This window comes from Haloferax mediterranei ATCC 33500 (assembly GCF_000306765.2).
In the GTDB taxonomy this organism is placed as follows: Archaea; Halobacteriota; Halobacteria; order Halobacteriales; family Haloferacaceae; genus Haloferax; species Haloferax mediterranei.
Window position 1 is genome coordinate 423,907 of record NC_017941.2, and the last position, 17,332, is coordinate 441,238.

16 protein-coding genes and 3 tRNA genes are annotated in these 17,332 nt (G+C 58.2%); 9 read left to right on the forward strand and 10 right to left on the reverse strand.

Annotated elements, in window-relative coordinates; translation table 11 throughout:
* The first annotated feature begins 7 nt into the window (after window positions 1–7).
* From HFX_RS02220 to HFX_RS02230, 3 genes are all read left to right on the forward strand, one after another.
* Window positions 8–655 (forward strand): DNA-binding protein, encoded by a 648-nt coding sequence (locus tag HFX_RS02220; RefSeq protein WP_004057917.1) that lies wholly within the window; start codon window positions 8–10, stop codon window positions 653–655.
* A 94-nt stretch (window positions 656–749) separates the two neighbouring features.
* Window positions 750–1,145, forward strand: coding sequence for a winged helix-turn-helix domain-containing protein (locus tag HFX_RS02225; RefSeq protein WP_004057916.1), 396 nt, complete (start codon window positions 750–752; stop codon window positions 1,143–1,145).
* 161 nt (window positions 1,146–1,306) lie between these two features.
* Window positions 1,307–1,705 (forward strand): hypothetical protein, encoded by a 399-nt coding sequence (locus tag HFX_RS02230; protein ID WP_004057913.1) that lies wholly within the window; start codon window positions 1,307–1,309, stop codon window positions 1,703–1,705.
* A 247-nt stretch (window positions 1,706–1,952) separates the two neighbouring features.
* Here HFX_RS02230 and HFX_RS02235 read toward each other — a convergent pair.
* From HFX_RS02235 to HFX_RS02250, 4 genes are all read right to left on the reverse strand, one after another.
* Window positions 1,953–2,026 (reverse strand) — tRNA-Phe (locus HFX_RS02235).
* A 49-nt stretch (window positions 2,027–2,075) separates the two neighbouring features.
* Entirely contained in the window at window positions 2,076–2,801 is a 726-nt protein-coding gene (locus tag HFX_RS02240) for a DUF2270 domain-containing protein (protein ID WP_004057911.1), read from the reverse strand.
* Between the two features lie 165 nt (window positions 2,802–2,966).
* Window positions 2,967–3,161, reverse strand: coding sequence for a cold-shock protein (locus HFX_RS02245; protein WP_004057909.1), 195 nt, complete (start codon window positions 3,159–3,161; stop codon window positions 2,967–2,969).
* A gap of 162 nt (window positions 3,162–3,323) precedes the next feature.
* Window positions 3,324–3,518, reverse strand: coding sequence for a cold-shock protein (locus HFX_RS02250; protein WP_004057907.1), 195 nt, complete (start codon window positions 3,516–3,518; stop codon window positions 3,324–3,326).
* A gap of 174 nt (window positions 3,519–3,692) precedes the next feature.
* On the opposite strand from HFX_RS02250, the gene HFX_RS02255 reads away from it, so the two are divergent.
* On the forward strand, window positions 3,693–5,069 hold the full coding sequence (locus tag HFX_RS02255) for a sulfatase (RefSeq protein WP_004057905.1): 1,377 nt from the start codon (window positions 3,693–3,695) through the stop codon (window positions 5,067–5,069).
* A 133-nt stretch (window positions 5,070–5,202) separates the two neighbouring features.
* Here HFX_RS02255 and HFX_RS02260 read toward each other — a convergent pair whose 3' ends face one another.
* Window positions 5,203–6,381, reverse strand: coding sequence for a hypothetical protein (locus tag HFX_RS02260; protein WP_014732116.1), 1,179 nt, complete (start codon window positions 6,379–6,381; stop codon window positions 5,203–5,205).
* Between the two features lie 1,007 nt (window positions 6,382–7,388).
* Between HFX_RS02260 and HFX_RS02265 the strand changes: the two genes are divergently transcribed.
* The 4 genes from HFX_RS02265 to HFX_RS02280 all read left to right on the forward strand — a co-directional run bounded on the left by HFX_RS02265 (window position 7,389) and on the right by HFX_RS02280 (window position 11,954).
* Window positions 7,389–7,982, forward strand: coding sequence for a DUF7344 domain-containing protein (locus HFX_RS02265; RefSeq protein ID WP_004057901.1), 594 nt, complete (start codon window positions 7,389–7,391; stop codon window positions 7,980–7,982).
* 12 nt (window positions 7,983–7,994) lie between these two features.
* Window positions 7,995–8,531, forward strand: a complete 537-nt coding sequence (locus HFX_RS02270; protein ID WP_004057899.1) for a signal peptidase I — start codon at window positions 7,995–7,997, stop codon at window positions 8,529–8,531.
* 32 nt (window positions 8,532–8,563) lie between these two features.
* Window positions 8,564–9,226 (forward strand): hypothetical protein, encoded by a 663-nt coding sequence (locus tag HFX_RS02275; RefSeq protein WP_004057898.1) that lies wholly within the window; start codon window positions 8,564–8,566, stop codon window positions 9,224–9,226.
* A 346-nt stretch (window positions 9,227–9,572) separates the two neighbouring features.
* On the forward strand, window positions 9,573–11,954 hold the full coding sequence (locus HFX_RS02280) for a S8 family peptidase (protein WP_231512927.1): 2,382 nt from the start codon (window positions 9,573–9,575) through the stop codon (window positions 11,952–11,954).
* A gap of 251 nt (window positions 11,955–12,205) precedes the next feature.
* Here HFX_RS02280 and HFX_RS02285 read toward each other — a convergent pair whose 3' ends face one another.
* From HFX_RS02285 to HFX_RS02305, 5 genes are all read right to left on the reverse strand, one after another.
* Window positions 12,206–14,083: a hypothetical protein gene (locus HFX_RS02285; RefSeq protein WP_014732118.1), complete on the reverse strand. Its 1,878-nt coding sequence runs from the start codon at window positions 14,081–14,083 to the stop codon at window positions 12,206–12,208.
* 714 nt (window positions 14,084–14,797) lie between these two features.
* Window positions 14,798–14,871: transfer RNA gene (locus HFX_RS02290), tRNA-Phe, on the reverse strand.
* Window positions 14,872–14,932: 61 nt separating this feature from the next.
* The gene (locus HFX_RS02295; protein WP_004057883.1) at window positions 14,933–15,601 is read right to left on the reverse strand and encodes a hypothetical protein; all 669 of its coding nucleotides are present in this window, start codon (window positions 15,599–15,601) and stop codon (window positions 14,933–14,935) included.
* A 45-nt stretch (window positions 15,602–15,646) separates the two neighbouring features.
* Complete coding sequence (locus tag HFX_RS02300; protein ID WP_004057880.1) at window positions 15,647–16,045, reverse strand: VanZ family protein; 399 nt, start codon at window positions 16,043–16,045, stop codon at window positions 15,647–15,649.
* A 378-nt stretch (window positions 16,046–16,423) separates the two neighbouring features.
* Window positions 16,424–16,497: transfer RNA gene (locus HFX_RS02305), tRNA-Val, on the reverse strand.
* 93 nt (window positions 16,498–16,590) lie between these two features.
* Between HFX_RS02305 and HFX_RS02310 the strand changes: the two genes are divergently transcribed.
* Entirely contained in the window at window positions 16,591–17,088 is a 498-nt protein-coding gene (locus HFX_RS02310; RefSeq protein WP_004057878.1) for a DUF192 domain-containing protein, read from the forward strand.
* Window positions 17,089–17,332 lie beyond the last annotated feature (244 nt).

Sequence of the window (17,332 nt, forward strand, 5' to 3'; positions counted from 1 at the left end):
TAGTCCAATGCCCACTGGGATTCGTGCGACTGTCGAGTTCGACACGCCGTCCGTCTGTCCCATCGCCTCGATTGCACACTCGACAGACTCCGCCGTCGACACCGTCTCGAGAAGTGTTGTGGCGAACCCCGACTCAGTGAGTGTCTCCGAATTCGTCGTCGAGGTCGAGGAACTCCCCGACGAAACGACGCTCGACCCGATTTTCTCCTACGGGACGAAGCATCTCTACCGGTTTTCCCACGAGGAGAGCACGGGCTGTCCGTGTGAGTGTCTCGGCGAGTTCGGATGCCCAGTCGACCGGTACTTTGCACACCGTGGAACGCTCACGCTCGTGTTTCACGCGGCCGACTACGAACAACTCCAGAACGTTATCGGCGAACTCCGCGACCGATTCCCCGGAACCGATATCAAGCGACTCGTTCGGTCACCGACCGGTGACGCCCCCGGAGACAGTATCTTCGTCGACCGCGGGAAACTCACGACCCGCCAACTCGAAGTTATCCAGACCGCCTACGAGATGGGATACTTCGAACGCCCCAGAGGCGCAAACGCGACCGAGGTCGCGGCCACCCTCGACATCAATCAATCTACATTTTCAGAACATCTCGCGGCCGCGTTGACGAAACTACTCGGCGACATCCTCGAAGAGAGTTAGGCGGCGCTCGCTCGCCGATTCTCGGGGGGAGTATATAAACGTCCCACGCTATCGTGGTTATCAGTTAGTTCCCCTTGCGTGATTCTACTGGAGTATGAGTCAGGCTTCAGTTCCTCTCTCCGCTCGTTCTCACACTCGCTCGTCGCCCGCGGAACAGGTCGTCGACGACCAGGCGGCTATCGACACGCTCTTCGACGTTCTCGACGATGCCGACTCCCGGTGTATTCTCGATGCGACCGACGGCGTGGCGCTGTCGGCAAGCGAAATCGCAGAGACGTGCGACCTCCCGCTTTCGACGACCTACCGGAAACTCGACCAACTCGCCGACGCCGATCTCCTCTCGAAGGGACTGCGTATCTCGCGCTCGGGAAAGCACACCGCCGAGTACGAACGCGCCATTGACGACATCACGGTCTCCGTCACGTCGTCCGGGTTGGAGGTTCGCGTTACTTACCGTGATGTTAGTGATTCTGAGTCTATCGTTGCCTGAATTGGCTGTCGTTGGGTTGTCGGCTGTGTTCTAACGCGGACCCTCCGCTTATTGTCTCGTGTAGTGCCACCGCCGTCTCCTGCTTTTGGCTCACTTCCAGTCGATGTCGGGGTAGTCGACTCGGGCGGAGTTATTTATGTCGTCTGTGCGACCTGAACCTCATGCCAGTCAATTGGTCCCGACGGTCTCTTCTCACTACTCTCGGTGCAGTCGGTCTTACAGGGCTTCCCGGCTGTTCCGAGCTGCAGGCGAGTGCGCGCGGCGCGACCGATATCGTCCTTCACAACGAAGCGACGAACACCCGCACAATCGACGTCCTCGTGACCGAGCGAAGCACGGACTCGACGAAGGTCGACACCACCATCGAACTGGAGCCGAACAAAAGACAGACGATCAACAATAAAGTAATCATGGAGGCGGATTACGACGTTGAAATTACGTTCTCCGACCCGTCTTTCGACGACTCCCCGTATACAGAATCGTACGAGTGGAACGACGCGGGGCAGCCACTCCACGTTATCGTCCACGACCAGATCGTTTTCGCGGTGCAGGTCGGGTAACGGCCGCTTCAAATACCGGCTGTTTGGTTTTTGGCAGCGGTGCAGTTTGTGAGTGTGGCGGCCTCGGGTTTGGACATGGTGCGGTCGTCTTCGGGTTTGGATCAGCGCAGTCATCCCGGATTTGAACCACGTCAAGACGGTCGCCTCGCTTCGCTCGGCGCTGCGACTTGTCTGGTTCAGAATCCGGTCGGGTCGCACGTACAGAACCCGCCACGCTTGCTACGCTCGGTGGTCGGGTTCAGAGAAGTGCCGCCTCCCGGATTTGAACCGGGGACAGCTCGATCTTCAGTCGAGTGCTCTCCCAGTCTGAGCTAAGGCGGCGCAACTCGACAGATGCACAGGGACACAAAAACCATTTCGAAATCCCGCGCTACGAATCGGCGTACTCGGGTTGTTCCCACCCCGTCACATCGCTCGGGATGAGTTCGCCGTTGACGTGCCATTCCCTCGGTCGGAACGTGATTCCGATGAGCGTTGCGTAGAACCCGGCAACGAAGGCGACGACGATGTTTCCGGGGATGGTCCCGACTCCAGCGCTGGTGACGAATGTCGTGCTATCCGTGTAGGCGGTCAGTTGGATGACCCACGCGGCGAGCATCACGAGGAACAGCGGGAGATACACCCGCCGAAGACGATGGGCCAAGGCCTCCTCGAACGGTATCTTCATGTTCGGTTTGCGGTAGTCCTCACCGAGTTTCTGCCGCCAGTCCTCGTCGACGACACCTCCCTCGGGGTCGAGCGCGTACGCGAACACGTTCTGCTGGAACATCCGCACCCGAGAGCGCCAGATATCGTACGCGCGGAATCGCCGCGCCTCGATAGCGAGGAAGATACACAGCGTCACTACCCCAAGGAGGATGATGTAATGGGGATGCGTTTGTGCGGAAAACGACCACGTCAGGATACCCGCCATCAACGTAATCGCCCAGTTGCTCGTACGGTCCAGTCGCTCGCGCCACGACTTCATGCGGTGGATTTCTCCACGGTAGAGGTGTGCAAACGACGAACCGGGACCCATCGTCTCGTCGAACACGCCCGCTCCGATATGTGAATCGAGCGGGCCTCCCGACGACTCACGCTCCCCGTCGTCAGACATTGTTGTTCATCTGATGCACAACTGCGGAGAGATAAGAGCCTTCTGGGTTCGAGGGGTTCCTGATGTTGACGGGCTCTACCTCTCGCGGCGGCCGCAGGTGTGAACCGACGCGTCGCTCAGGAGGTGTAAAAAATTCTCAGAAATCGGTTCGTCTGTGTTCGCGAATTACAGGCGCGTGACGTTCGTCGCGCGCGGGCCCTTAGGGGCCTGTTCGATGTCGAACTCCACTTCCTGTCCCTCTTCGAGGTCCGGACCGCCAACATCTTCCATGTGGAAGAACACGTCGTCGTCCGCGTCGTCAGTAGAGATGAAACCGTAACCGCCGGTGTCGTTGAAGAAGTCAACCTTACCTTTCGCCATTGCCTTTGTATAACGTCCCCACGGACGGTTAATCCTTCCGAATGCGTGTCAATGACTCACAAATTTCTGGAACAACTCGCTGCGACGCAGTCGCTCACGAGGGTGAAAAACGGAAGAAAATTCGTCAGTCTGTGAAGTTACAGCGGATGAACGGAAACCTGCTTAGAGGCGGGTGACGTTCGTCGCGCGCGGGCCCTTGGGGGCCTGTTCGATGTCGAATTCGATTTCCTGACCCTCTTCGAGGTCCGGGCCGCCAACATCTTCCATGTGGAAGAACACGTCGTCGTCCGCGTCGTCAGTAGAGATGAAACCGTAACCGCCAGTGTCGTTGAAGAAGTCAACCTTACCTTTCGCCATTGCCTTTGAATCCAACGACCTCATGCGCATAAGTCTTCTGAAGATGGCGTCAGGGGTGTGCGGATGAACCCTTCGAGGTGCCCAGTCAAGTCGGCTTTTGTACGGGCTTACACCTCGAAAAGTGGCAATCTATAGATAGATTTTTGTCACACTGAATGGACAAATACCCAATCAATGCAAACCCTCCTCGTTACAGTCGATTCGCTGCGTGCGGACCATCTCGCACAGTATGGTTACGAGCGAGACACGATGCCCGCAGTGGACCGATTGGCCGAGGCGGGCACAGTGTTCGAACACGCGTTTTCGAACGGTCCGTACACGCGCATCTCGATTCCGTCGTTCCAGACCTCGCACCATCTGGCATACGAAGCAATGGACGAGTTCCCGACGATTGCATCGATACTCTCCGCGGAAGGAGAGACCAAGACAGCAGTCGTAGGAACACAGACCGGAATCGGACTCGTCGATGGTGACTTTCGATTCGGTGAGACGATTGACCTCGGTCGAGATTCGTACCACGAGAAGGCAACCAGCGAACGGACGCTTCTCGAAGAGCTTCGACACCAAATCAACCGTCCGGCGACGAAGATTAGTAAACTCCTCCAACAGCGCGGAAGCGAACGCCTCTACAATGCGTTACGGAAGCCGTACAACGCCCTGTTCAAAGACGGCGGATTCCAGTATCTGGGCTACACAAGCGCCGAACAAGTGACCGATCAGGCGCTATCGTGGCTCGATTCGAACGCCGAGTCGGATTTCTTCCTTTGGATTCACTATATGGAGGCTCACCGTCCCTATGGTGTCCACGATGACGACCCAGCGTATCTCGATGCACCGCTCGGTGAGGACCGAATCAAGGCGTTGATGAAGAAAGCCGGGTTGCAACCGGCGGATGTCACCGAACAGGAGCGACAGTTGTTGGTCGACCTCTACGACTCCGACGTCCGATACTGTTCGCGACACCTCGACCGACTATTCGATGGACTCGAAGACCTCGGTCTCTGGGACGAGTGCAACGTCCTGTTTTCGAGTGACCACGGCGAGGAATTCCGCGAACACGGGGCCTTCTTTCATCGGAATTACCCGTACGACGAACTCACTCACGTGCCGCTTATCGTGAAGACACCGACGGTCGATGCTCCTGAGCGAATCTCGGAGACGAGAGAACTCCTCGACCTCGCGCCGACGATTACGTCGTTCCACCTCTCAGATTCGATTGACCCCGAATTCGAGGGGACACATCTCTTCGAGGGTGACGACCGGACGGTGTTTTCGCTGGGGCAACCCAACGAGATCGCTCCCGCGGTCGCCGTCCGCACCGACGAATGGAGACTCATCGCGAGCAAGGCAGGAGATCAACTCTACGACATTCGGACCGACCCAGACGAACAACGGAACGTTATCGACGACAACCCGGCAGTCGCTGCGGAACTCCGCGACCGCATTCCCGAGCATCTCGTAACGCGCGAGGTCAACCCCCCTCGGGCACCGAAAGACGACGTGGACCGCGAGCAACTGGAAGCACTCGGCTACATGGAGCTTCGGGACTGAAGGTCACTTCACGCTTGCACCGCAGACTTCCGAAAACAGAGTGAGACCGGTTACTTGCGCGTCTTCCGCGGGAATCTGGGAACAGCGACTGGTTAGGCCCTAGTCTATCGATACGGTCGTTCTGGTCGACGACTTAGTCGTCATCGTCGTCATCAGTATCGCTCTCGTCGCCGTCGTCCTCCCTTCGTCCCCGTGCTTTTCCTTGTCCCTTGCCACGCCTCTGTCCCCGTGCGTTTCCTCGTCCTCGTCGCGGTTGTGAATCGTCGTCGTTGTCTTCGTCGTCCTCGTCGTTGTCTTCGTCGTCTTCCCTGTCTTTGTCGTCACGGTCGTCTTTCTCCTCCTCGCGCTCGCCTTTTTCTTCGTCTCGCTTTTCTTGCCATTCGTCACGCTTGTCCTGCCACTCGTCTCGCTTTTCTTTTGCCTCTTTGCGTGCTTCGTCGCGGGCTTCCTTCCAGTCGTCTTCTCCGTTGTCGCGTTTTTCTTGCCACTCGTCGCGCTTTTCTTTCCGCTCTTTGCGTGCCTCGTCGCGGTCCTTTTTCCACTCCGGCTTCTCCTTCTTTTTGCCCTTGTCGTCGTTGTCGTTATCTCTCTCGCCTTTTCTTTTCTCGGAGTCTTTCGAGCCATCCCCGTCTTCTCCATCTTTCGGATCTTCGGGCGTCGCTGGTGACTCCGGACTCTCCGGGGAGTCCAAGTCTTCGACGATTTCACAGGTAATCGTCACTGTCTCGTGGAGGTTCAGAGACTGTCGCGTCAGTGAATCCCACTCGCCGGAGAGGACGTGCCATGTGGTGACCTCTCCAGAGTAGTACTGCCCGTAGAGCGTTGCATCAGTGTTGTACGCCGGGTGGATGGTAATCTCGAACTCACCGGAGAGGTAGCCGAGAACGCCGCCGTCTGTTCGACCTCCCCGCCACGTCCAGTCGATGACGTGGTCGCTGCCGCTCACGTTCCACCGGTCGTAGTTCGAGTCAGCCGGTTCACCATCCGGATAGGTGTACAGGTCGTCTTTCACGAGCCAGTCCGCATCGGTGGGTACGCCAGTGAGCCGCCACGTGACAGACCCACCGTCACCGGACCCGCCGTGGAGCGCGACGAGACTGAGCCCATCCGGCCCGTCGTAGAGAAACAGCACCGTCGACGGTTCTTCCAGCAGGTATCCCAGACCGAGCGATTCGTAGTATGGCCCTTCCCCGGGGTCCGTCGCCCCATTGTCGCCACTATACCAGTCCGGAATCCGGAGGTCGTAGAGTTCCTTCACGGGCGTGTCACCCGCGAGCAGGCCGATTTCGAATTCACGGTCGCCCTGTTTCACACGGTATTCCCGGTGTGTTCCTGTCTTTGTGTGCGTTGCTCCGGCCTGGCTACCGAGCATACTCGCGAGGAGAACCCCGCCAGTCAACTTGAGCGCAGACCGTCTGTGTAACGGCCAAGTGCTGCGTTGGTCTGAGGTTCTTTTCATTAGTCCAAATTAGCAAATTAGACGTATTGTTATGTGTAGCTTACAAAATTTCAGAGATGAATCTATCTCATTAAGCAGTTTGAGAATCCCCGGCAACATCGAAGCGAGTTACAGTTGCTGAGACCGCTGGCAAAATCAATGGCGAGTCGTCTTCGGTATACACTGGACTCATCCCGAAATCGGGGTACTTCTCGCCGCCGAGTTACTTTGGTGACGTGACACGGATTCAGTTGCCGTGTTTCGCTACTATCCTCCGAGAAATGTGACCCCAGAGACGCGATTCCTCCCGTTCTGGCACAGCCTTCCGTTGGTGGCATGGTCTCTTCTTACTGGTACGGCTATCGCACTTCTGTAGAGGTGAGCGGTCAGCTCGAACACTTCCATACTCCGTGGATAGGCAGTCACACCAGCGTCTGCAACAGTGTCCAAAAGCAGTAGTATCGGATTAAGGACGGCTCGCTATGGTTATCAGACAATTATTGATTATCGGCTACTGCAAATACGGTAATACCGGGTCGGTATCGATGGGTCTCGACGCCAAGCTCCGATGAAAGGGCTTCGGCCGATTGTAAACGTGTCAGAGAAGCACACCCCGTCGTAATCACGGTTGGTCAACTCTGTTATGGCGCTTCCCCATCATTTTAATACAATTGTACTAACTAACTCAGCTAGTTCGTATTCTAAATTCAATTAAGGTCTAACGCGGCGGTACTACAATACTTACAATGACTATGTACGGTCTGGGTTCTCGTAATGATTCAGCACCGTCGAATCACGCGAACAGAGTGCGGACCCTGTCGTTTCTCGTCAGACCAGACGAGTAGAACGAGAGCTTCGCGTAGCTACCAGCGGGGCTTTAGATGACTATGTCTGTCGAGAAAGTAGCGGACTGGGCAGCTGAGTCAGTCGGGCCCTCCGAACCGACGGAAGAATTGACACAGGAAACTGTCTTCGAGACACTCAGCTCGGAGCGCCGCCGCCACGTGTTACACTATCTCTTTCAACAGGAACAGCCGGTCACACTCAAAGAACTCTCGACGCAGATCGCTGCGTGGGAGAACAACACGAAATGCGACTTGGTAACATACAAGGAGCGGATGCGCGTATACACTGCGCTCAGGCAAGCACATCTGCCGAAGATGGTGGACAACAACGTCGTCATATTCGACGAGAAACGGGGAGTAATCGAACCCACAGACGACGCATCAGCGCTCGAAGTGTATCTCGACATCGTCCCACACAATTCGATTTCCTGGAGCAAGTACTACGCCGGTCTCGGGGTATTCAGTCACGGGTTCGTGTTCGCGAACTGGATTGGACTGCCTCCGTTCAGCCTCATCCCCAGTCTGGGGTGTGCTGTCATCGTTACACTTCTGTTCAGCGTTTCTGCCCTCGTCCACGCTGCCAGCGACCGCGAGATGCGCCTCGGTCGGGAGGGCCAACCCCCAGCCTGAAAGGTGACTCAGATGAAAGTTCCTTCGAAACAAACGCTGTTCAACACCCTCTGTGTCGTGGTACTGCTCGCACTCGTCCTCCCGTTTGCCGTTACGGCTGTCCCCCAACTCGTCGGTGCGGATCAGAGCTACACCGTGTTGACGGGCAGTATGCAACCGGCGATTAGTTCGGGAGACGTCATCATCGTACGCGACGTGCCAGCGTCGACTATCGAAACCGGCGATGTCATCACCTACGAATTAGATTCCGGCCGGAGTGACGTCCAGCGACAGACCCACCGTGTCGTCGAGGTCGTCGAACGGGAAGACGGCCGGTACTTTCGGACAAAAGGGGACGCTAACGAGGACCCAGACCAGCGACTCGTCTCCGCTGACACAGTCGTCGGGCGCGTGATGATGACTATCCCGTACGCTGGGCACGTGACGCTATTCGCAAACACGACGACAGGTATCGTCGTCCTCATCCTCGTTCCGACAGTGCTTCTCATCGGTTCCGAGGTTTGGATGCTTATCAGTGCCGTCCGGAAGAGCCGGGGCGGTGAACGATGACGCTGGCACCCTCTCCGAGGACAATACTTCTGGTGCTTGCCGCCATCGTCGTGTTCACCGCGTCGTTCGCGGGTGGATGGACGTTGGCTGGTTTCATCGACACTGAGGAACTCGACGCACAACTCGGCGCAGGGTCGTTCGATGTGCAACTCTCAGAGGTTGGCCCGGCGACGGCAGACAGCACTACCGACCAGAACGATGCTACCAATGTTGAGGATACTTGGGATGACTATTCCCACCCCACGAACGCCACTGGTGAGGTTACCAATACGCTGCAACTCGGACTCACCGAAGCGTCGTCCACCGCCAGCTACGTGAATCTCAACGTCTCGTACCACCAGAACGACACCGAATCCGAGTCGACGAACGACGGCAATGCGACGGCAAAGACGCTCGAAGTCGTTCGGTTCGAGTACAACGGGACGGACCTCACTGGGTCACGGATAACTGATACGAACGGGAACGGCATTGTCGACCTCCACGACGCCTCCAAGGCCGACCTCGACGGGCTAGACGGCTTCACACCGGCTGACTCAACTAATCTCACTATCGCGCTCCGTGGCAACACGAGCTACCACAGCAGCGTTGACAGCGGGGACGGACTCGACTACACCGTAACCGTCCAAGCGGGGGTCAACGACTCTTGGCGCGATGTGAGCGTCTCGAGAAACAATACGATACAGTACGCGGAGTAATCCTATTCACCGGTACGCAGTTTTAATCTCCCGTTTCACTCCGAACCTGGAGCGAGACAAGGGACTACCCCCCACGTTAATAGTTCAATTATCAATGAATTCTAACACCTTTGTATTACTCCCCACAGGATTGTTTAACCACTCTTTGGCTCTCCTCGGTCGAATCATACTCGTACATTCTCTGTCAAATACTGGAGACTAAGTATATTTAAAATTTAAAGACAGGAATATCAGAATATGTCTAATATAAGACTTAACGGCTAGCATATGAAAATATTCCACTAATATAGTGGATAATTGGATGGATTTATGTCCCGTTAATCCGCGTAATAGAACCACATAGTAAATGAGCCTGATAGATAATACGCTAACCAGACGGAGAATCCTCCAGGGTATCGGTGTCGGGGTTTCCGGGCCGTTGATTTCGAATGAAGCAATAGCAAAAAAACCCGCAGACGGTTCGGCCGAACGGCACATCATCGGAACGAAATCCAAACGTGGTAAGCGTGCAGCGCGAGGGCGCGCGAAGGAGGTCGTCAACGAATTGGACTTCGGCGACATCGGGCAGGCGGTCGTCGGCCGGTTCCCGCCGGAGGCGCTTGACGCACTGCGGAACCACGCGGGCGTTCGATATGTCGAACCCGATGGACAAGTTGAGGCCATCGGCGAGTCGCTCCCGTGGGGCGTCGACCGCATCGACGCGGACGTCGCCCACTCTAATGGGGAGACGGGCCAAGGAGCCGACATCGCTATCATCGACTCCGGAATAGACAGCGACCACCCCGACCTGCAAGCGAACCTCGGGACGGGGTACGCAGTCGAAACCTGCTCAGGCTGTGACGAACCGTGGGACGACGACAACAGCCACGGGACACATTGTGCGGGTATCGCTGGCGCTGTTGACAACACTGAGGGTGTCGTCGGAGGTAGCACCGAGGCGACGCTCCACGCAGTCAAGGTAATTGGTGACGACGGCTACGCGAGTGTCTCCGGACTCGCCGACGGAATCCAGTGGACTGCCGACCAAGGGTACGACGTCGGCAGCATGAGTCTCGGCGCGTCCGACAGCTACTCGACACTTCAGGACGCCTGCCAGTACGCCTACGACAAGGGCGTCTTGCTGGTGGCCGCGGCCGGTAACGACGGATGTAGTGGCTGCGTCCGGTATCCTGCGGCGTACTCGACAGTCGTCGCTGTCAGCGCGACGAACAGCGACGACTCGATCGCCTCGTACTCCTCGACCGGCGACGAGGTCGAACTCGCCGCACCCGGCACCTACATCTACTCGACGGTTCCCGGCGGCTACAGCACTAAGTCGGGTACGTCGATGGCCTGCCCGCACGTCTCGGGCGTAGGTGGACTGGTGATGGCTCACGGTCACTCGAACACGAAAGCGCGGCAGATACTCCAGGATACCGCCGAAGACATCGGGCTGTCGAGCGACGCGCAGGGTTACGGCCTCGTCGATGCCGAGGCGGCTGCCAACGCCGCGTCTGATGGCGGTGGCGGGGGCGATACGAACGTCGCCGTCTCGACCGACGGCGCCAGCAGTGTCGGAGAGACCTCTGTCACGTTTAACGGCAGCCTAACCGACCTCGGTGGGGCGTCTTCCGCCGACTGCTACTTCGAGTACCGCGAGACCGGAACGAGTACGTGGTCGACGACGAGCACCCAGACGCTCTCCTCGACAGGCACGTTCAGTCAATCCGTCTCCGGACTCGAGGACGGCGTCGACTACGAGTATCGGGCGGTTGCGGACGCCAGCGACGGCGACACCGACACCGGGAGTTCGGTGACGTTCACCACGACCGACGACCCGCCCGCAGTCACGACGGACTCGCCGACCAACGTCGCGGACTCCTCGGCGACGCTCAATGGTAGCCTCACCGACCTCGGCAACGCGTCGTCGGCCGACTGCTACTTCGAGTATCGCGAAAGTGGAACGAGTTCGTGGTCGACCACAAGCGTTCAGACGCTCTCCTCGACGGGTTCGTTCAGTCAGGACATCTCCGGCCTCTCCACGGGCACCGACTACGAGTTCCGGGCGATTACTGACGCCAGCGACGGTGACACTGACACCGGAAGTTCGGTCTCGTTCACCACCTCGACTAGCGACACGAGCGTCGCCGTCGCCACCGACCAGGAGTCGAGCGTCGGCACCTCTTCGGTCACGCTCAACGGTGACCTGACCGACCTCGGCGGAGCATCCTCGGCGGACTGTGCCTTCAAGTACCGCGAGAGCGGGACCAGCACGTGGACGGAGACGAGCGCGCAGACGCTCTCTTCGACCGGTTCGTACAGTGAGTCGATTTCGGGACTCTCCAGCGGTACCGACTACGAATTCTGCGCCGTCGCGGACGCCAGCGACGGCGACACCGACACCGGGAGCACGATCACGTTTACGACCGACAGTAGCTCGGGCGGTAACGCCCCGGCTATCGACAGCTACAGCGTGACTGAGGCTGGCTCGCCGAACCCACACGCCGAAATCACGGCCAAGTGGAGCGTCTCCGACGCTGACGGTGACCTTGACTCGGTTCTCGTCGAGGTGTTCGACTCCTCCGGTAGCCTCGTCGACTCTGCGCGGACGAGCGTGAGCGGTGGAAGCGCATCCGGCACTGACAAGTTCAAGTTCAAGCACGTCGGCAAAGCCACGTACGACCTCACCCTGACCGTCACCGACGCGAGCGGCTACAGCGCCACGCAGACGAAGCAGGTCAGTTCCTAACCCGTCCCGCCGAGCATCACCGGGACATTCTTTGTCGCCGTCTCGCCTGCTCAGGGGTTCTCGGAGGTAACCAGCATTTTTTGAGATTGAATGTGCAACCCGGAGCGGCCGCTCTCCGTGGTAGGCTACGTAATCGAGAATGGGCAGAGTTTCGCGGGCAGAAGGACCCACTGGCGGAGTCGAACCGCCGTGGTGACCGTCAGACCGGTGTGGGTCGAACGGAAGAGGTTGGTTAGAGAGCGGTTCTTGAGTTAGAACGGGTTGGTCGGCGTCTCACCAGTGTGGTGGCGGCACTGCTCGGCGACAAACTCTTTTTGGAAGTGGAAGGAGTCAGTCTGCACCACGTTGATGTCGATGTTGTCGACGCTTCCAAGCTGGAATCGACGGACGATTTCGTCGGCCAGCGTGATGTTTCCGTCACCGTCAACGTCCACGACATCAACCGTGGTTCCGTCAGCACGCGTGACAGTCTCCCGGTCGGAGGGGAGCTGCGTGAAGCCCTGCCCGGCCGTGCCACCGCGGTCGTTGGAGTCGTCCACGAGTTCCTGCGGGAGGAACCACTCGTAGGCGATGCAGGCGTCGTCGATACACAGCGGAATTTCCTGTGGCGGAAGTTCCCCATTGCCGTCAGCATCCTCGGACAGACAGAAGCTCATGTTACTGATTTCGGCGGGCTTGCCATTCGGGTTTTCTGCCGTGTAGAGGATGCTCTGGTCACCGGAGAGGCCAGAGCCAAGGGCGTCGTCGAACACGTTGCTATCGCCAACGTCGTTGTAGTCCACGTCGACATCGAGGTCTGCGGTTGTCGTCCCGGCGTCCGCTCCGATGTAGGCGCTTGCGCCCTGTGCACCGCCTTTGAGGATGACCGCACGGACGGGATTAGTGCTCGTAAATTGGATACCGACTGCGCCACCTTCCGCTGCACTTGGGTCCGTCGTGGGAAGCCCATTGGAATCGAGTCCGATACCGAGGACATCGATAGTGCCACCGTCAATGTGCGGGTAGTTCTTCGTCTTACCCACACCCGGAATATCCTCGATTCGCATCTCGTCACTGTTGTCACCGTCTTCATCGAGGTCGTGGGCGGGCTCGAAGGTAATCCCCGCTTCGGCGAAGGTCGTGCCGTCCACCTCGATGTCGTTAAGGTTGTGACACTGCGGGTTCCCGCTCACGGTGAACTTCTGATTGCTGTCGAGGGTGATCGTACCGTTAGTGCTATCGACGGTTCCCGAAAGACTGATCGACTGGAACGGATTCAGCAGGAAGCCGTCGCGCATTTCCTCGATAAGTCCCCTGAACGAACCCTGGTAGAGGACAACTTCGTCCTCGTCTAACTGGTTATTACAGTTCGCATCGTCCCAGAGTTGGACCCACATGTAGTCGTCCAGTTCGCCGAACTCCCAGACACCTGAGCCGGTGTCCTGGGGCATTTCGGGTTCGATAATGGTGTTCTCGGCGTCGGCGGTAGCACGGTCGTCGTCAGGGTGGTAATCCACTCTAGCCCAGACGAACGCGGGGTTGTCACAGACGTGGAGACTAACGGTACATTCACCCTCGTCGAGGGGCTTGATGTCCAAGAGGTCGACTTGCATCCCCTGGAAGCCGTCGACGAAGCCTGGTTCGTACGTATCATCGACAGTCGGCGAACCGAAGACGTCGACGTCGCCGAAATCACTGTTGGGGAATAACGAGCGAAGGTCGGTTGGGTCGTTCCCCGCATCTTGGATTGCACAGGGGTCCACCGACGTCGTGAGCTCAGCCCATTGCTGTGCGGAAACAGCGGGGTCATTAGCGAAGTCGTTGTCGTCGTCGTCCACGCGGTAGTCGGGCGCTTGCCCGACCACGAACGTCATATCGTCTCCATCGACTGGGACTGCCTCGCCATTCGTGTAGTCGCCATCCCGGAGCGGGTCGTCCGGATTCAGCTCGAACCGTTCCCACGGTTTGTACGTGGCACGGTAGTCCAGCATGAGGTCCATCTTCCCGGCTTCGAGCCAGCCGACTTTCTCTTCCACGTCACTAAAGCCGGCAATCGTACCGGCTCCGCCAAGTGCGGCGGCACCACCGATGACGCCGAGGCTTCCGAGCACCCGTCGTCTCGATAATTTGATGTTGTCTTCGTTTGGCATGGTTGTCTTGTCCCCCAGTCACCCAACGGAACAACGACACGCGTCCGTTGCGTGAGTGACACCGAACCCGCCCGCTTCGGACGGGTTGGGCCACCGGGGATGTGGCCGAACGTACAACGAAATCACTCATATCTATAGAGTCGCTGATATTTGATATACAGACCCTCAGATACCGATATACTGCGAGTATCGGTTGCTATAGCTCGCCTCAGAAACCACGTGTATTCGTCTATGTCGACTAAACGGGCAATTACCACACCAGTGACTTTCTGTCACTACATCGCGTTCAGTCAGCGGATACGACGGAGGTCTGAACAGATATGCCCCCGTTTTCTCTCTATTCGACGACTTACGTCGTCAGTACCAGTAACCTAATGGCAAGACCTTCTCCGTTGGCGGGCCATGCCGTTCGATCACTTTTGGAAGGACTCAGCCTCCACTTCGTAGTGCTGGTGCTCTTCTCGGTATCGGTAGCTGAGCCCGAGTCAAAAATAGCGACGCCAGAAGGTGTTACGTGATCTTGTGTCGAGCCGAGGAACTGAGGCCGCCTCCCGGATTTGAACGTGGTGAGACTCCGTCTCACCTGCTCACGCTCACTCTGTTCGCGTGAACCTCACTCGCTCACTACGTTCGCTCCCTGGTTCAGAATCCGGTCGGGTCGCATTCTGGATTTCAACGCGACTCGCTTCGCTCGTCGGTTAGAAATCACAGAAATGCCGCCTCCCGGATTTGAACCGGGGACAGCTCGATCTTCAGTCGAGTGCTCTCCCAGTCTGAGCTAAGGCGGCTCGCACTCTTCCGAAGCCGGAGCGAAGGAAAAAGACTTTCGAATCGCCCGTCGGCGCTGGGTCAACGCCGTCGCCCCTCGGTTGCACTCGCACGCGTTCGTTCAGCCCGCTCTCGAACTCCCTTCAGCATCTTTCGCTCCATAGCGAACTGAACTGGCTCGATGATAAGTCGGTTCACCACGCGCTCTCGAAGTGTCTCGGAGCGCCCGCGGAACCTCACGATGAGCCTCGTCGTGTTCGGGGTGACTTCGTGCAACGCGAACGTCCACACCGCTGGGCTTTCGCCCGTCTCCCACCCCGGCGCGCTCAAAGTGAGGCTCCGCCCTGGGTCGACCAGCGCGACGTGGAACGACGGCGCATTCGCCCCCGGTGGACCGAGTCGAACCTCGTCACCCACATCGAGGTGCTGGTACTCCGACAAGATGCGGTCCGCATTGTCAATCCCCAAGCCGAAGAGGTTCTCCAGTCGCTCGTAACTGTAGAACCCGCCGCGGCCCTGCCCTAACTGTACCAGCCACGGCCAGACAGCCCGCGCTGGTGCTCCAATGGTAATCGCCCGTGTCGACGACGTGTCGTAGTCGCTGACGAAGTCGTCACCCGGTAGTGGTCCCGCTGCTTCGTCGTTGGTCGTCCCCCAGCGTCTGTGCCACGGCCGAATCGCGAGATAGTACGTACTAGCGATTCCTAGCCCCGCAAGACCGAGTGCCCGGATAATTCGTCTCGTGCCCATGTGCCCTCACTGCTTGCGTAATCTTTGTCTGGGGGCGAGATAACGCTACCCCCATCGTCCCTCCCTGTGGACGACGACGTACCAGAGCACGCCACCGAGCATCGCCCCGAGGACGTTCGCACCCATATCCATCACACTGAACGTTCGGTACGGAAGGCCGGCCTGCACGAATTCGATACACAGGCCGTAGAGTCCGGCGACCGCGATTGCACCTCCGACTTCGCGAAGCCGTATCGCACGCACCGCGAACGCGAGAGCGAACCCAAGCCCCGCGTAGCCGACCGCGTGGAGCCACTTGTCGAGTCCAACGAGTCCCAGTGGTCCGATGGGTGAGAGTCCCCCCGCTGGTGTCGAAATCACCGATGCGATGAGGACGACGGCTACGTAGGCGAAGACCGCGAGAGTTCGTTGTGGGTGGGTCCGGAGTTTGTCGAGGTGGCTCACTACAGGGGAGTGGGTTCGTATTTGGGTAAAAGGGTTTGTGTGATGTTTGGGTGTTTTAGGGCTCGGGCGGATTCGAACCAGAGCAAGACTCACTTCGTTCGTCTTGCAGGGTTCGATTCCTTCCTCGTTCACGAGTTCGTGCTCGCTCGCACAGAAGTGGGCTCAGGCGGATTCGAACCTCAGTCGCAGCGAAGTTGCTCCCTGATTCGAATCGCCCTCGATACACAGATTTGTGACTCACCGTTTGGTTCGTCACAAAATCTGATGGGCTCGGGCGGATTCGAACCACGCCGACTTCGCTCGGCTTCCCTCGCTCGTCGTCAGGTTCCACCCGCCCTCACAGATATTTCTCGACTCACTTCGTTCGTCGCAGAAACATGGGCTCGGGCGGATTCGAACCACCGACCTCAGCCTTGTAAAGGCCGCGTCATAACCAACTAGACCACGAGCCCGTATTCCAATTGAACCGTGTCGTGCTCATAACGGTTTTTGTTTCGTCCGGCCCCCGGAACCCTTAGACGGACGGCGACCCTCCATGTCGAGTGATGCCCTCCCGCGCACGGACTGCCCTCTTCGTCGCCGCCGTTCTCGTCACCGTTGGTAGCGTGGTCTATCTCACGAATCCAGCGCTTATCCCCGGTACAGCCTCGGAGTACGAGCGGACCACACTCACCGTGGTCGACACCGAAACGGGCGAAACGCTCACTACTGTCGACGCCCGCGTCGCCGACACCTATCCCAAGCGCTACATCGGATTGAGCGAGGCCGAATCCCTCGGGGCGAACGAGGGAATGTGGTTCATCCACGATAACACGGGGACCTACGCCTACGCGATGCGCGATATGGACTTCCCGCTGGATATCATCTTCGTCGCTGAAAACGGGACTATCACGCGGATTCACCACGCCGAAACCGAACCCGAGGCGACGAGCGAGGCGGACCTGACCCGCTACCGCGGCACCGGGAAGTACGTCCTCGAAGTCCCCTACGGCTACACGAACCGAACCGAAATCGACGTGGGCGACCGCATCGTCGCCGACTGAAACCGAGAGGGGCCGGTTCCAGATGTTTTTGACGTTATGTTCACGATTAGCGTCTTTTTCCGACACATAACTTTACGAAGCTGTCACTTTTCATGCCATAGGCCCATGGCACGACGAACCACCCGTCGGGGAGCGCTCAGAAGTCTCGGGAGTGCCACGTTTCTCGGGTCAGTGATGGGCACCCTCTCGGAGGATTCACAGTCCGTCACGGGGCATGTAAGGATTACCGAACCCGGTCGGTATC

Bases quoted from the DNA above. Each gene is read 5' to 3' on its own strand.
- HFX_RS02285 (WP_014732118.1), bottom strand. From the start codon at position 14,083: ATGCCAAACGAAGACAACATCAAATTATCGAGACGACGGGTGCTCGGA.
- HFX_RS02295 (WP_004057883.1), bottom strand. From the start codon at position 15,601: ATGGGCACGAGACGAATTATCCGGGCACTCGGTCTTGCGGGGCTAGGA.
- HFX_RS02310 (WP_004057878.1), top strand. From the start codon at position 16,591: ATGCCCTCCCGCGCACGGACTGCCCTCTTCGTCGCCGCCGTTCTCGTC.
- HFX_RS02265 (WP_004057901.1), top strand. From the start codon at position 7,389: ATGACTATGTCTGTCGAGAAAGTAGCGGACTGGGCAGCTGAGTCAGTC.
- HFX_RS02255 (WP_004057905.1), top strand. From the start codon at position 3,693: ATGCAAACCCTCCTCGTTACAGTCGATTCGCTGCGTGCGGACCATCTC.
- HFX_RS02245 (WP_004057909.1), bottom strand. From the start codon at position 3,161: ATGGCGAAAGGTAAGGTTGACTTCTTCAACGACACCGGCGGTTACGGT.
- HFX_RS02225 (WP_004057916.1), top strand. From the start codon at position 750: ATGAGTCAGGCTTCAGTTCCTCTCTCCGCTCGTTCTCACACTCGCTCG.
- HFX_RS02220 (WP_004057917.1), top strand. From the start codon at position 8: ATGCCCACTGGGATTCGTGCGACTGTCGAGTTCGACACGCCGTCCGTC.
- HFX_RS02250 (WP_004057907.1), bottom strand. From the start codon at position 3,518: ATGGCGAAAGGTAAGGTTGACTTCTTCAACGACACTGGCGGTTACGGT.
- HFX_RS02230 (WP_004057913.1), top strand. From the start codon at position 1,307: ATGCCAGTCAATTGGTCCCGACGGTCTCTTCTCACTACTCTCGGTGCA.
- HFX_RS02280 (WP_231512927.1), top strand. From the start codon at position 9,573: ATGAGCCTGATAGATAATACGCTAACCAGACGGAGAATCCTCCAGGGT.
- HFX_RS02270 (WP_004057899.1), top strand. From the start codon at position 7,995: ATGAAAGTTCCTTCGAAACAAACGCTGTTCAACACCCTCTGTGTCGTG.
- HFX_RS02240 (WP_004057911.1), bottom strand. From the start codon at position 2,801: ATGTCTGACGACGGGGAGCGTGAGTCGTCGGGAGGCCCGCTCGATTCA.